This window comes from Flavobacterium polysaccharolyticum (assembly GCF_038739875.1).
Taxonomy (GTDB): Bacteria; Bacteroidota; Bacteroidia; order Flavobacteriales; family Flavobacteriaceae; genus Flavobacterium; species Flavobacterium polysaccharolyticum.
On sequence record NZ_JBCGDP010000002.1, the window covers coordinates 32,243 to 47,575 of the forward strand.

13 protein-coding genes are annotated in these 15,333 nt (G+C 35.4%); 2 read left to right on the forward strand and 11 right to left on the reverse strand.

Features of this window, described 5'->3' with window-relative positions; genetic code table 11:
• Positions 1-407: 407 nt before the first annotated feature.
• Positions 408-1,250 carry a glycoside hydrolase family 25 protein gene (locus WFZ86_RS01920; protein WP_425402849.1) on the reverse strand — a complete coding sequence of 281 codons (843 nt, stop codon included), beginning with the start codon at positions 1,248-1,250 and terminating at the stop codon, positions 408-410.
• A gap of 13 nt (positions 1,251-1,263) precedes the next feature.
• Positions 1,264-1,986 (reverse strand): CDP-alcohol phosphatidyltransferase family protein, encoded by a 723-nt coding sequence (locus WFZ86_RS01925; RefSeq protein ID WP_342690368.1) that lies wholly within the window; start codon positions 1,984-1,986, stop codon positions 1,264-1,266.
• A gap of 186 nt (positions 1,987-2,172) precedes the next feature.
• Here WFZ86_RS01925 and WFZ86_RS01930 point away from each other — a divergent pair, with 186 nt between their 5' ends.
• Both WFZ86_RS01930 and WFZ86_RS01935 read left to right on the forward strand, forming a co-directional pair.
• Positions 2,173-3,243 carry a putative type IX sorting system protein PorV2 gene (locus tag WFZ86_RS01930; protein WP_342690369.1) on the forward strand — a complete coding sequence of 357 codons (1,071 nt, stop codon included), beginning with the start codon at positions 2,173-2,175 and terminating at the stop codon, positions 3,241-3,243.
• Positions 3,244-3,404: 161 nt separating this feature from the next.
• Positions 3,405-4,592: a lipoprotein N-acyltransferase Lnb domain-containing protein gene (locus tag WFZ86_RS01935; RefSeq protein ID WP_342690370.1), complete on the forward strand. Its 1,188-nt coding sequence runs from the start codon at positions 3,405-3,407 to the stop codon at positions 4,590-4,592.
• A gap of 77 nt (positions 4,593-4,669) precedes the next feature.
• Here the strand turns inward: WFZ86_RS01935 and WFZ86_RS01940 are convergent, their stop codons facing one another.
• From WFZ86_RS01940 to WFZ86_RS01980, 9 genes are all read right to left on the reverse strand, one after another.
• Positions 4,670-6,061 (reverse strand): exopolysaccharide biosynthesis polyprenyl glycosylphosphotransferase, encoded by a 1,392-nt coding sequence (locus WFZ86_RS01940; protein ID WP_342690371.1) that lies wholly within the window; start codon positions 6,059-6,061, stop codon positions 4,670-4,672.
• 43 nt (positions 6,062-6,104) lie between these two features.
• Positions 6,105-7,121 (reverse strand): glycosyltransferase family 4 protein, encoded by a 1,017-nt coding sequence (locus WFZ86_RS01945; protein WP_342690372.1) that lies wholly within the window; start codon positions 7,119-7,121, stop codon positions 6,105-6,107.
• Positions 7,093-8,433, reverse strand: coding sequence for an O-antigen ligase family protein (locus WFZ86_RS01950; protein ID WP_342690373.1), 1,341 nt, complete (start codon positions 8,431-8,433; stop codon positions 7,093-7,095). Before WFZ86_RS01950 ends, WFZ86_RS01945 begins: the two co-directional genes overlap by 29 nt.
• Position 8,434: 1 nt before the next feature.
• Positions 8,435-9,511, reverse strand: a complete 1,077-nt coding sequence (locus WFZ86_RS01955) for a glycosyltransferase (RefSeq protein WP_342690374.1) — start codon at positions 9,509-9,511, stop codon at positions 8,435-8,437.
• Between the two features lie 42 nt (positions 9,512-9,553).
• Complete coding sequence (locus WFZ86_RS01960; RefSeq protein ID WP_342690375.1) at positions 9,554-10,678, reverse strand: glycosyltransferase; 1,125 nt, start codon at positions 10,676-10,678, stop codon at positions 9,554-9,556.
• A 3-nt stretch (positions 10,679-10,681) separates the two neighbouring features.
• Positions 10,682-11,677, reverse strand: coding sequence for a glycosyltransferase family 2 protein (locus WFZ86_RS01965; protein ID WP_342690376.1), 996 nt, complete (start codon positions 11,675-11,677; stop codon positions 10,682-10,684).
• 2 nt (positions 11,678-11,679) lie between these two features.
• Complete coding sequence (locus WFZ86_RS01970; protein ID WP_342690377.1) at positions 11,680-13,218, reverse strand: glycosyltransferase family 2 protein; 1,539 nt, start codon at positions 13,216-13,218, stop codon at positions 11,680-11,682.
• Positions 13,199-14,377 (reverse strand): glycosyltransferase family 4 protein, encoded by a 1,179-nt coding sequence (locus WFZ86_RS01975; RefSeq protein WP_342690378.1) that lies wholly within the window; start codon positions 14,375-14,377, stop codon positions 13,199-13,201. Before WFZ86_RS01975 ends, WFZ86_RS01970 begins: the two co-directional genes overlap by 20 nt.
• Positions 14,378-14,444: 67 nt before the next feature.
• Positions 14,445-15,323 (reverse strand): hypothetical protein, encoded by an 879-nt coding sequence (locus tag WFZ86_RS01980; RefSeq protein ID WP_342690379.1) that lies wholly within the window; start codon positions 15,321-15,323, stop codon positions 14,445-14,447.
• Positions 15,324-15,333 lie beyond the last annotated feature (10 nt).

Consider the following 15,333-nt stretch of genomic DNA (forward strand, 5'->3'; position numbering starts at 1 on the left):
TTTAAAATCTATGCAATCTGTGGAATCAGCGTGAAAAATATAACCGCAAGGACGCAAAGACGCAAAGTTCAATAGCATTCCTTTGTGCAGCTTCGTGTGTTGTTCGTGTTTCATTATGATGAAAAGATTTAACCGCAAAGAGCGCAAAGAACTACGCAAGGGACGCAAAGGTTAAAACATATAAGTCAGTAAAATTTTGGGTTGAGCGCCAATGTGTTTGAACCATATAAGGCAAATAAGGGCATGTAAGTTTTATGCTACAGAAAAGCCAGAAATAGAAAATAGTAAAGAAAATGTAACTACAAAGAACACAAAGATTTACTCAAGGAATACAAAGTGTACAACAACTAATCGATTAAGCAGTAACCAATTAAAATGAATCAAAAGTAAACTCAAAGATTCTATGATTACTCGACTGTAATGAATTGCAATTGTTGCAAATCGCCATTGTAAATATTGACATCTACATTTCCCTCAATTCCAGGAACAGCAGCTCGTTCCGTAAATTGCCAAAACAACCAATCGTCTTGAATTTCTTCTCGATAAAAATTATAATTGGCTATCCAAAAGAGGTAATCACTGAATTCTTCTTTCAAAAAATCATCGTAGTATTTCTCACCTGTATAAATAATGGGTTTGACTTTATAATGATTTTCTATGGCTTGCAACCATCTTTTAAGTCCTTTTTTGAGGTTGGTCATCGACTGATTTTTGGGTAATTTTTCAATGTCCAATACTGGAGGTAAATCTCCGGTTTGCAATCGTACCGTTTTGATAAATAACTCAGCTTGTTCTAAAGAGTTCTCATTCGGACGATAATAGTGATAAGCGCCACGAATCATTTTGTTCTTTTTAGCCCCTTCCCAATTGCGCTTGAAACGTCTGTCAACCGCATCATTGCCAGCAGTGGCACGGATAAACACAAAATGCAGAGGGTATTGGTTCTCAATCGTATCGACATACGACCAACTTATTTTACCTTGATATTCTGACACATCAATTCCTACGGTTTTTCCGTCGTGTTTTTCGAGTACTCGCAAATTTCTAGCTTCCGAAAAAACATCAGTTTTACTGAGCTTATTGGATTTAAAACCTAAATAATACGCAAAAGCTGTACGATAATGATAAATGACACTTCCTAAAAATAGTAATCCAAAGGCAGCCCATACATATTTTTTGAGGGCAGCTATACCTTGGTTGTTTTTCTTATTCGGTCGACGTCTGGGATAGTTTTTGGTCACTTTCCTCATCTTGAAATCCCTATTACTTTATCCATTTATTGTTAAGGATAGAAAGAAAAATATAAAAAAGTATGACTAATGGAATCCCTAAAAATTGCAACGTCACCAATAGCAAAACAGAAACCGCCAGAAAGAAAAAGGTCAATTTATTATCTCGAACGGTAAGTTTTTTGACTTTCAAAGAAAACAGAGGAATTTCAGCATTCAAAATGTAAGCACTCCCAATACTGATAGCCAAAAGTACACCATAATTCGACAATAATTCGAACATCATAAACGAATCGAAATGACGAACAACCAAGGGCAAACTCAAAATAAACAAAGCGTTGGCTGGAGTAGGCAAACCAATAAAAGAGTCGGTTTGACGCGTGTCAATATTAAAATTAGCCAATCGATAACAAGAACCTAGCGTGATCAAAAAACCCAAAAAAGCCAACGCATACTGACCAGAAAACGGGGAACTAATCTGTAAACCAAAGGCTTTCAGCATCATATAAAACATTGTCAATCCTGGAACTACGCCGCTAGTCACCATATCAGCCAAAGAATCCAATTGTAATCCTAAAGGGCTTGAAACCTGAAAGAGGCGTGCAAAAAAACCATCAAAAAAATCAAGAAAAATTCCTAAACAAACAAAATAAAAGGCCATTTCGAATTGTTGTTGCACCACAAAAGTGATAGCAATACAACCACAAAATAAGTTCAATAAGGTAATACTATTAGGAATGTGTTTTTTGAAAGTCATCGGAATCGGTATTAAAAAAATTGTACTCGCAAAAGTAAGATAATAAGTGAAAGAGAAGTGCGTTTTTTATCAGAGTTTCTTCAGCATTTTTTAAAGAAAAGAGAATTCTCTTGAAAGTGAGGAATAAGCTCCCTAAAAAATTCTATTTTTGAAAAAATTATTCACCCCAACTAGCTCTCCTTGCTTTTGAAAAAGATTCTTTCGTTTTTTTTAGTACTTGGTACTTGCTCATTATGCGCTCAAACGGTCCGAAAATATTCCAATGAGTTTCTAAACATTGGTGTAGATGCGGCGGCTTTAGGAATGTCGAATACTGCGGTTTCTTTCACTGCTGATGTCAATGCAGGCTATTGGAATCCGGCTGGTTTAACGCATCTCAAAGACCATCAAGTAGCCGCTATGCACGCTAACTATTTTGCCAATATTGCGCAATACGACTATTTGGCCTATGCCTCACCCATAGATGACAGAAGTAGCTGGGGCATCTCATTGATTCGTTTTGGAGTGGATGATATTTTGAATACTACCGAACTCATCGACAATCAAGGCAATATTGATTACAACCGTATTGAATTATTCTCTACTGCCGATTATGGTTTTACCTTTTCTTATGCTAGAAAACTCCCAGTTCCTGGTTTTCAATATGGAGTCAACGCCAAAGTAGTGCGCCGAATCATTGGAGATTTTGCCAATTCTTGGGGCTTTGGTTTTGATGTAGGTTTGCAATTTGAACGCAACAATTGGCAGTTTGGCTTACTTGTTCGAGACCTAACTACCACTTACAATATTTGGAATATTGATGAAGAAAAATACCAAGCCATAGCCGATGCTATTCCTGGTCAAAACCAAGAACTTCCCGAAAGCACCGAAATTACAGCCCCAAAAGCACAACTTGGCATTTCTAAAAAATTCGTTTTTCACTACGACTATAGTCTATTGGCAGCTGCCAACCTGAATATGCGCTTTACCAAAACTAATGATATTATTACAAGTGACTTCGTGAGCATTGACCCTGCTTTAGGATTCGAATTGGGCTATACGGATTTGGTTTTTCTAAGAGCAGGTTTAGGGAATTTTCAAAAAGTAACCCAATTAGACGCCAGCGAAAAAACCAATTTTCAGCCCAACATCGGATTGGGATTTCAATATCGAGGCATTCAAATAGATTACGCTTTGACGAATTTAGGTAGCCAAGGCGTATCTTTATATTCAAATATTTTCTCGGTAAAAGTGGATTTGGGGCAATTTAGAAGGTGAAAAGCCCCTAACCCCAAAAAGGGGGACAAAAACACCAGCAACAGTAGCTAAAAACTTAACCGCAAAGGGCAACATCATTAAACAGTTAAGCGATTAAACAATTAACCAAATTACTACAAATCCGTAGCAAAAACTTAAATAATTTTATCCTAGCGAATACCATGAATTCCACAGAATGCGCTATTTTTACACCACTTACTAATTTTTCCTTTTTTATGAATAGGACTACTGCATCTACTGCTTTAAATAAATTTTTACTATTCTTTGTTGCATTATGGAGTTTAACAACTTCAGCACAACTTTTACCTCTCACACCAAAAACCACAGTAAGCGTGTTAACTTGTGCGACTGGTAATGAATCTTATTCGCTTTTCGGGCATACAGCACTCCGAATTAGTGACCCGAGTCAAGCGCTAGATGTGGTATATAATTATGGAGCATTTGACTTTTCTACACCCAATTTTGTGGCGAAATTTGCTAAGGGAGACCTACAATATTTTGTTGTTGCTCACTCCTATTTGGACTTTATCAGTCAATACCAATACGAAGGAAGAAGTGTATATGAACAAAAATTGCGCATAGCACTCCCTTTAAAACAACATCTTTTTGATCAACTCAATAGCACTTTACAGTCAGAAGATCGATTTTACACCTATAAGTTTATCGATAAAAACTGTACTACTATGGTGGTCGATTTACTTAATGAGGCACTAGGAACTAAAGTAATTACCAAAACCAAAGCAACCGAAAGTACCTATCGCAGCGTTTTGTTTCCTTACTTTGACCATCATTTTTATGAGCAGTTAGGCACCAGCATTATCTTTGGTACCAAAGTAGATGAAAAAGCAACTACCCTTTTTCTTCCCTTTGATTTATTGGAAAGTCTTAAAATCGCTAAGTATAAAAACAAATCCCTTAGCGAACCTATTGTCTCACTTTTAACGGTTACTCCCACAACACCTCACTCGTGGTGGAATAATGCTTATACCTATGGTGCTTTTTTATTATTACTAGTCTTCTGGAAAAAAAGAAGTATAGCATTGGTTTTTTTGATCGTAATGGGTGTTCTCGGATTGTTCTTTCTTTTTATGGGATGGTATTCTTTTCATCCAGAATTGACCAACAACTATAATGTTCTATTATTTAATCCTACTTTACTCTTATTGGTCTTTTTTGTACTTCAAAAAAATAAAAAAGTCACAAAATGGCTGACTTACTTTACTTGGGGATGCTTTTTGATTTACACCATACTATTAATCAATAAAGCGCCGTTTTGGTTCCTGTTACCTTTGACTGGAGTCACTTCATTTATAGTATATCGAATAAACAAGGAGATACATCAATCTTAAATAAGATCTGACACTAAAGAAAAAGCTTAGTACAAAACTAAGAGCCAATCGCTAATCACTTCGGACTTAAAACTATTTTACTGTCCTCTATAAAACACCACAGTAGAAATAGTTTTAAAAATAATACTAATATCAATAAAAACGCTACGATGTTTGATATAATACAAATCATATTGCAGTTTCACTAAACTCTCTTCTATAGACTCTCCATAATTATAATTTACTTGAGCCCATCCGGTTAATCCTGGTTTGATAATATGACGAGTTTCGTAAAAAGGCATAATATCCGAAATCTCTTCCACAAACATCGGTCGCTCGGGACGTGGCCCAATCACTCCCATGTCGCCTTTTAGAATATTTAAAAACTGAGGAATTTCGTCGATACGGGTTTTACGTAAAAATTTACCAAAAGGGGTTACTCTGGTGTCTCCAACTTTAGAAAATACAGCACCATTGATCTCGGCATTGGTTACCATACTTCTAAACTTATAAATTTTGAACAGGACACCATCTTTTCCCACACGATCCTGAGTGTAAAACAAAGGACCTCGATTCCAAAACCAATTGGCTATTAATAAAAATGGGACTAGTAGTGCACCAATTATAATACCCGTTATTGAAAATAGCAATTCAAAAAAACGTACCTGATACAAGTATAATTTGTTCTGATTGCTCCGACTAAATGGAAAAAAACGGTAAAAATCTTCGGCAATTTGATGGACAGGTATACGCTGGGTTTTATTTTCATACACATGAACATACTCCCGTATACTTTTTCCTGATTCAAGCAAATGCAAAAGTTGCTGATACAATTCTGTAGTAATTCCATCAGTTTTTTGGGAGGCAACTACAATTTCAGAAACCCCACTTCTAGATACAAATTTAGTCAACTGCTCTACCGGAATTTCTCGTTTAAGCTTATACTTGGAATCATCCAAATTTCCTTTATCAGAATTAACATAGCCTATAATTTTATAATAAGGATCAGCATCTTCTAAATCGACAACCAATTGCTCTAATTGCCCTTTATCACAAATCAAAATTACGTTTTGCACAAAACGATTGGACGCTAAAAACTTAACATAAAAAATACGCCAAAGATATAAAGCAAAAAAAACAGTAGCATAAAAAAACAATAATTGTATTCTACTTTTGGGTAATTGTGGTGATAAAACAGGCGTTAACAAATAAGCTAAAACAGTAGCAGTAGCGGTTAAAATGGTACTTTTTAAAATCTGAAACGGATGACTAGCGACTTGTAGATTATACATTTCAAAAACACCTCCTAAGAGCAATAAATAAACAGAAAAAACTATAGTCCAATAAAAAGTAGTGGAAGAAAATTCAAAATAAGTGAATGGGAAAAATACAGTTAATAAATACAATGCTCCTAGTACTACAACAAGGTCTACTATTCGTAATAGAAGTTTTCTTTCCGAAAGTTCGAAATGTATTCTTTTCTTATTCATATAACTGTGGTATTGAGACGCAAGTTACTGAATTTTAACCATACTAGGAACGATTATTAAAAATTATGAACCATTTTTCTTTGACCCTTTCCCATTCAAAAAAAGCAGCTTTTTCCCTCGCTTTTTTGGTGATTTTACTAAATTCTGAAGGATTTTTCATCAAAAACTGAATAGCACTATTCATCGCTTGTACATCGTTATCTGCTACTAAAAGGCCATCGACATGATTTTCAATCAAAAAAGGAATGCCACCTACCCGAGTGGAGATCACAACTAATCCTAAACTCATAGCTTCAATTACACTCACCGGCATATTATCGAAATGGGTGGTATTAAGAAAAAAATCATATTGTTCGGACAAAAGCACCCATTCTTTCTTAGATAATTGCCCTGGAAAAATAACGTTTAAACCTAAATCTTGAGCTATTTTTTTTGTTTTTTCAAGACTACCGTCTTTGTCTGATCCCACCATGCAAAGTTCGGCTTCAGGAAATTCTTGAACTAGTGCAGCCAAAACCTGAACCGCCATAGCAGGGTGATATAAATCAGCAAAAGCGCGCACCCACAATAGTTTTGGTTGTATTTCAGTTCTTTCTTTAAAAGTATAATCATTTATAATTATAGGATTAGGAATAATCACTAAATTAGGACACCCCATTTGCTCAAAAGCTTGCGTCAAATAAAAAGATGGACAAACATTTCGATAAGCATGATTAAAAAGCAACGCACAGCTTTTGGGATGTGTTTGCCATCTTTGAGGTAAATTGCCTCCATGCAAAATAGGGATATACTTCAGCTTCCTAAAACGACATAATTGACCCACCCAGTAAGCATACCAAAAATTTGTGGTACTATACGTATCAATCAATACATAATCAACTTTTTTAACAAATGCTGTTGTGATTATCATATGAAGAAATCGCAACAATTTATGTTTATATCCTGAGGCATAGGTCAACCGATAATCTTCACCTTCCAACAGCAGTCCTAGACTATCTATACACGTGGGATTCGCTCCCGTGTGGGCTAACTTATTTCCTATGTACAGCAGGTGCTTCACGATAAACTTTTAAAAGTGATAAGGCATAGATAAAAGCAGGAGCGGATAAACGCATTGCAGCATGATTAATAGTTAATAACCAAAATATAAAAAAAGAAAGTGCTAGTATGTTTTGTCGGTCAACTGCAAATAAATAAAGTGGTGTCAACAATAAAATCAACAATCCTATTACCCCTAATGCTCCATGCTCAGCCAACATTCGACTAATCTCATTGTGTGAAGCCGCTTGGATTCCTGATTGAGACGCTCTCAATTCTTTATTTTTCCCAACCCCCACACCTAAAATAGGGTTTTCATAAAACATTTTCAATTCGGACTCAATTAAAATTTCCCTACCAGTAAGTTGACTTTCTTTCTTTCTTCCTTTCGCATCTTGATTGGCATAGCGTTTATCTAATAATCCATTGGTTTTTATAGAACTATAACTCCAAACAGCTAGAGTAGCTAAAAAAGATAATAGAATAATCCCCGCAATTTTAGGCTTGGTTTGAAAATTAGCTTGAAAATACAAAATCGCTAATAGTAAAAGTATCATAGCAACACCTGTATAAACTCCTCCTCTAGAGAATGTAACCAAACCTCTAAAAGCAAATACTAGCACTAACCCACCATTTATCATCTGAAGCAATCCATTAGAGGAATTGAGCATCAATTGCACAAAAAAGATAAATATACCAAAACCCAAAATAGTAGAAACTTGATTGGGACCAAATCCCCCCGAAGTTTCAAAATTGGATTGAGTACCCGTAACCACATCTTGTATGTTGGGCGTATAAAAATACAAATACGTGACCAAACATAGTAAAGGCAATGAAAAAGCAGTGACTATCCCTAGTAATCGTTGAAAAGTTAGCTCACGCTTGAAGCAATAAATAGCAGAAATCCCCAGACAAACTGGTCCTGATATATTAAAAACGATGGCTTTCTTAACATCGGTAGTAATATCTAAGGTTATGGTAGAAAGGACGATACTTGGTACCAAAAAAAACAAGAACAACCAATAAATTAGAGCATTTCTAGAAAACCCAGTAAAAATCATTCCTAAAAACAGGAAAAGTACCACGAGGTACTTTCCATACTCGTTTACAAAAGCTCCTCCCGTCATCCTTAGCATGATTTCGGCACTTACTGCATAAGCCGCCATTAACAGCGCTTCGTTATGTTTATTTTTAGATTGAGTAATGTAATATATTCCAAAAACCAATATCGCAATGCCATATACTTTACTTAGAAAAGGAAACAAAAAAAACACAAAGCCTAAAAAAGCATGTAGGGCTAATAAATAAAGATAAACAACCTCTTCTTTTTTCATTTTATAAATTTTCTAACCATTGTATGTATTTTCGTAAAACACCTTTTGAGAAATATCCTTCTAAAACCGTTTGTTGTAAAGCCAATGCCATCCTATTTCTCATTGAGGGATCCGAAATTAAAGTAATCAAAACCTTGTAAAAAAGCACTCCCTCATTAGAAGGTACTAACCAACCATTGAGACCATTATTTATGATGTTAGGTAATTCACCTACGGCTGTAACCACTACAGGTAACGGTTGCATCCCGTACTCCAACAAGGCTACAGGTAACCCCTCTGAAGCAGAAGTCAAAATTCCAATATCGCTTTGATTCAAAACACAGTTAATATCAGCTCTTGAACCGTACAAAAATACTTGATTTTCTAATTGCAAAGCTCTAATCTTGTTTTTTATTGCAAGAGAATATTCGTCATTAAAATCTTTCCCTACCAAGTGAAAGGTCCAATCCGGATGTGACAACTTCATTTGAGCGGCTACATCCAATAGCATAAAATGATTTTTTTGAGGTCTTAGATTTGCCAATACTATTATTCTTTTTCCTGCTCTCCCGTTTAGACAGGTTATTTTAGTATACTTTTTAGGTGCTAATGGGATAAAATTAGGGAGATAAATAACATTTCTAGCTTTTAATCGCTTCTCAGACCAATCTTTTAACTGCTGATTGACTGCAATTACACCACTAAAACCAAATGTCGTGAATTGTAACACTTTACAAGGCCTCTTGGCTAAAAAAGAAGCATTCCCATAATGATCATGTCGAATTATCTTCAGAGAGGGCATCGTCATTTTAAGAAGAAAGGCAATAAAAAACGAAGTGCTATGGGCATGAATGTGGGTAATCGAATGTTGTAAAACAAAAGAACGCAAACGCCATAGGGCTCCAAAATCAAGTTGCCTTTTTTTATGCAAAAAAAGATAAGTCACTTTCGAATCGATTTGTTCTAACAAAGCTCCTTCCTTTCGTGTAGCTACAAGCGCAGAAAAACCTAGGGTATCCACAAGCGCATTGGCATAATTTACAGCCATTCGCTCTGCACCCCCGGCTTCTAAGGAGTCTATGAGTTGTAAAATGCGCATAAATATAGTGTTCGTTTTAATAAGATAAGAAACTAAAGGTAATCATCGAGACGTCGAAACTATTCTTTGTATTTCATTTTGAAAAACATCCAAAGTGTAGTTTCGGGACCAATCGGAGGCATTCTTTCTTTTTTCCAAATAATCTACCTCATCATTCAAAATGGCCATTACTTGCTGCACATCTTGTTCTAGTTCAGTAGTTAACACAACCCCTCTCTTACCATAATTCAACATAAAGGGAACACAAGAAATCGAGGTCGCCAGTGGGACACATCCCCAAAACATCCCCTCTGCTATAGCTTTAGGCCAGCCCTCACTTTGAGAAGGAAGGAGTACAAAATGACTGTTTTGGTAAGCTGTCATAACAACTTCTTTTGATTGATTGCCTTTCAATTCAATAAATCTTCTCAAATCATTCTTTTCAATATAGTCTTCCAATACGACTCTTTCTATCCCTTCTCCATACAGCTCCAATTGAACAGCATAGCCTCTTTTAAACAAAGCTTCAACCAAGGCAACAGCATACATCGGACGTTTTCCTGAAGACAAAGTTCCTACAAAAACAAATCGGATCGGGTTGGCAAAGGTAAGGGGTTTCAAAGGCACTTTATCGGCTTCCCAATACGTCGCGGTAAAAAACGGTTTTATATTTTTACTACTACCTTCCCATTCCCCATACACCAAAACCTGCATATTACGAGTCAGATAAGGATTATGTAAGAGCCATTTTTGTAAGCGATAGCTCCAAGGTTGCTTGGCTTTAGGATCCCAGTTTCCCGCATACTTAGCCGTTTTGGATTTGAAAGGAAATAAAACCTGCACCAAACATCCGATCAAACCAATATTACCTGGACAGCGCAAATGAATATGATCGGCTTGATACATGGCTTTGAAAATTTGCCAAGTAATTCTTGGCAGTTTAAAAAAAGTAGTTATTCTTGACTTCCAATTTAACACATCAATAGCATCAATGGGAATAAAAACAATCTCATTATGATGATAGGCGCAATCTATAGCCGTAAATTCTTTTTCTTCAACCGCTCCTACAATTACTAGCTCCTTAACAAACTTTGCCCAAACATTCATTTCTCTCACATAAGGAGCATAAGCAAAATACTGATTACCTCGCTTTTTATGAATGACATGAGTGATGATGGCGAATTTCATTATCTATCTTTTAGGCACATTCCACATCAAACTCCACCAACCTATCATTCTTCCACAAGCTTCAGTAAAGGCATCTTTACGTTGGTTTGAAGTAAAGGTATTGCTAAATCGAATGAAAGTCAATAGCAAAGTAATCGCATGCCATTTCCATCGATCTTTAAAGAGTGGTTTTGGATTTTTTATCCGCCAAACATACCAACCGTTTCGCACTACCATTTTGCCATAATGAAATTGATTAGGACGCCCTGAAGCAGCATGATAATGGTTCAATTTTGCAGCTGTATTCAGGTATAATTTACCTGTTTTAGCAACTCGTAAACAAAAATCTGCATCTTCGTACAAGCCATAGCCTTCAAAATAAGTCGAAAACTGATGGGTTTCAAACACCTTTTTATTAAAAGATGAAACGCCTCCCATCAATTGTTCTACTTCATAAATTTTATCGCTTGGAGGTAAAAAACCTACACTTCTTCCATGTGAATACAAAGAAGAAAATCCTGGCGGACAATCACTATCTAATCCTAACTTTTTCCTTAAAACAAATCGACTTCCGTCTTTTCTTTTCCATCCATCAAAACAAAACTCATCTATTTGAGGCTTATAATTAGCATCTATAGGTTCCCACTTGGTTTCGTTATGAATGTACCCGCCTACTCCTAGCGCATCTGGATATTTTTGGTAAGTGTTTAGTAATTGCTCAAAATAATAGGTTGACAAAACCGTATCATCATCCAAAAAACAAACGATTTCACTGTCCGCACCTATCTTATCGATTCCAAAATTGCGTTGCTTGGTCAAACCTCTTTGTTCTTTGGGCACTAAAAAATAGTGTAAGTTTTGGAAATGATTTTGCTCCAAAACAACTTGAGTAGCATCGTTAGTTGACCCATCAATAATCAGAATTTCATCAGGATATAAAGTTTGTTCCTGCACCGATTGCAACAATTGCAACAAAGGTTTGGGACGCAGATAGGTACAAATGATGAGTGAAAATTTCATATTTATTGAGTTCTTTTCCCCAATGCGACTAATTTTTTAGCATAAAAAAGGGATTTTTTAAATTGAATATTTTTGTAGGGCATTCTAATAAATCGATATAAAAAGGTCACTTTAGGTCCTTTAAACAAATACAGAAAAAAATGTTTTTGTTTGTATTCGATTACTTGTTGTGGAGTAAAATGTTTAACAAAACCATACAATACAGTGGGACTTGGAACAGGTCGAACCCATTTCACTGGAGTATCCAATTCCCAAGGTTGCCTCTTTCGTTTCTTACCTATAATCTTTGCTTGGGTCCCCCAAAATCGGTAACCTCCTATGGGTGGTTTGAGGTGTAAATTTACCGAAAAAGGATTATGCAATACAGTAACACCAATTTCTGACAATGACATACCAAAATCACCATCTTCACCATAACCTCCATCAAAATTTATGTCGTTCCCTACCAATTGTTTTACATATTCGCTTTTAACACATGAATTGGCATTACTAAAGATTTGAGCACAACCAGTAATCCATCTTTTATCACCTAGCTGTTCCAATTTATCTTCCAAATCTTGTAAATTTTGTTTTTGGTGATCAGCTCTAATATCTAATCCATTACAAGCTCCAGCTTTATTGGTTTGCAAAAATCGAATATGATTCTCTATAAAATTTGCTGGAACTCGAATATCATCATCTCCAAAAACTATATAATCTCCCATACACAAATCAATAGCTTCGTTTCTTGCTCTACAACTCCCTTTGGATTCTTGCCATTTAACCATTAATTCAAATGGATATTCTTTTTGTAAATACAAGCTCTCGTCTCGATTACTGATTGGGGTTGCATCAACTACCACTACTTGTGTGGGTAAATAAGATTGTTGACTCAAATCCTCCAGTAATTGCAAAGTAAACTTTTGGCGAAGCATAGTAGGAATGATATAACTAACCTTTGGATTCCCTTCTATTTCATTTAAAACTTTAGGTTTAACTATTGGTTTTAATTTGGATTTTTTAAAATTCTTTTTAGCGTAAAAAAAAGCATCCCATTCCTTCCATTTCCAAAAACCTTGTCTATAAATCATGAATATAGCATGATCTAATTTGAAATTTTTTATAAAGAAAACATAACGATCTCTTGGTGATATATTTATTTGTTGAACGTCAGTAGTTCTAAATAAATCTTTTACGTACAATGCAACTGCTCCTGAATTTCGTACCGCGTTATAGCCAAAATCTAACGCTTGTAATTCTAGATTCTCATAATCAGAATCAAAGCCGTTTAGGATATCCCAAACTGTTTTCCGAACGGCAAAAGCACTTGGATTTACCCTCCAACTCACACATTGTTCATGGCTATCGAAATCATTTAAATACCAAAAAAAAGTAGCAGTTTGATAAACCAATTCTTGAAAAACATTTTTATAGCCTTGTTCAAAAGAACTGTGCCAAATATCTCCAGTGCCTAATGCAAGCTCTTCTAATATCTCAAAATCAGGATGACCTTGATAGAGAATAATTTCACCTGAATTTGTTTTATATTCCTCTAACTTCATTTTCCTTATGAGATTTTAGTATTATTTCTGAATACAATTCAACATTCTGTTGGGCAATTTGCTGAATATCAAAAATAGTTTCCACTCTTTGTCTAGCTGCATCCCCCATTTTTTCACAAAGATGCTCCTCTTCTAATAGTGTTACAATTCTTTTAGCAAACTCGGCGTGTTTTGAAGGACGCACCAAAAAACCGCTTTCACCATGTGCTATCATTTCTTGAGACCATTCAAAATCATTACTTACTACTGGTTTTTGCATGGCCATAGCTTCAATCGTTACCATTCCAAAAGTTTCCGCAAAGCTAGGAAAAACACACACATTAGCTTTTCTAATATACTCTTTTACAGCTATATAAGACATCTTTCCCAAATACGAAACTTGCTCTAGATCCTCCACTTCAAATTCTTTTTTCAGTAATTCCCATGTGGATGAAGATTGCGTTTGAATATCAAAAGAATCACTTCCAATAAGTACCAATCGAGCTTCTGGAATTGCTTCTCTCACTTTATTAAAAATAGCAGGTAGTTCTAATACACCCTTTTTTCGAATAATCGTACCAACATATAAAATTAGTCCTTTTTCATAAAGCAGAGGAGCGTCATTTTTAAACGCATTCAAGTCTAATCCGTTATAAATAACCTTTATATTTTTGCGGGTAAGACCAAACAATTGCTGCGTCACGTCAGCTGCAAAGGCAGTCGGAGCTACAAAAGCGCTAGCTCGTATCATCGCTAATTTCTCAAACCAATAATTTTTAAACTTTTGTTTTCTTTTTTCCAAATGACAAAAATAGGTATCACTCCCATGAAAACGAATTACCAATGGTGCTTTTAGCTTCATAAAAGCTGTGATACCCGTCCAATCGGGAGCCTCCACTAAATCAATTTTTTCTGAAACAATATGTGTGTTGAGGTATTTTTGAATAAATTTTCGATGAAAATACCAGCCAAACCCTTTGTATTTTTGACTTTTTAACAAATGAATAGTAACTCCTGCTTCCTCAAAAACAGCCCCTTCACTTTGCCCGTATACAAAAACCGAAACTTGTACTCCTTTTACTACTAAAGCCAAAACCAAGTTTTTGATACTAGTACCAATTCCCGCTGCGTGTAGGACACGAGGATGAGGATATTCTGGGGTCAAGAAAGCGATATGCATAATTACAATGTTATTTTTTTCGTTTTTAACTGTTTCAGAGTTTTGAACTCTGAAAGGGTTAACTCAGTTAATTAAAAAAATCCTTTAAAATTCGAGCAGTAAACAATCTAGCACCAGCATCATTCAAATGTCCACAAGATGAAAAATAACGATCTTCTGAAACGACTTTTTCATAATTGTGAATTTCTGGATATAGTTTTTTTACTTTTTCAAAATAATCCATTCCTTTTGTATTTTCACACATTGGGGTCATTACAGCAATAAATTTAATTCCTTTTTGTTCGCAAAACTTCTTAATTTCGTAAAAATATTGATTCTTTTTCAAAGGGTTCAAATTCGTAATATTATTTTTCATGTTAGCATTCGGTTTCTTCCCCAAAGGGTAGTATCCTTTGTTGTCTAATAAACTAGTAGGTTTATTTCTAGAAGTATCCAAAACCTCTCGTACTCCAATTTTGGCATCATACTTTACATAACGGTAGAAAGGAATATAATACAACTCCCTATAATCTGCTTCCTTTTCAAAATGCCTTCTTATGGTTTCGGATTCGTGGAGAAACGGCAAGAATTTCGCCGATATCCCTTCCGCTTGATGGTCGTTTGACAAATTTAAATCGGCTTCCAAAATGACGTTTTTAATTAGATAGTTGCGCTCTATCATCAATTTCAATAACAAGGAAGCTTCAAACAAATGGCCGCCACTCATACCGTAGTTAAAGGTTTTTAATCCTCTTTCTTCAAACATCTGAGCTACAAAATGATTGTTAGCCCTTGAGGAGCCTAAAATAACTACATCATACTTTTCATCTGTAGAATTGAAGACTTTTTCAATTTTCCCCCTATTCGAGGATTGTAAAAAGACTTTAGTATAGCCAAAATCCAATACCACAGCGATAACTATCGTTAGTAGTAGTATTTTTAATGTATATAGTAAAAATTGTTTCATTTGTGATTCT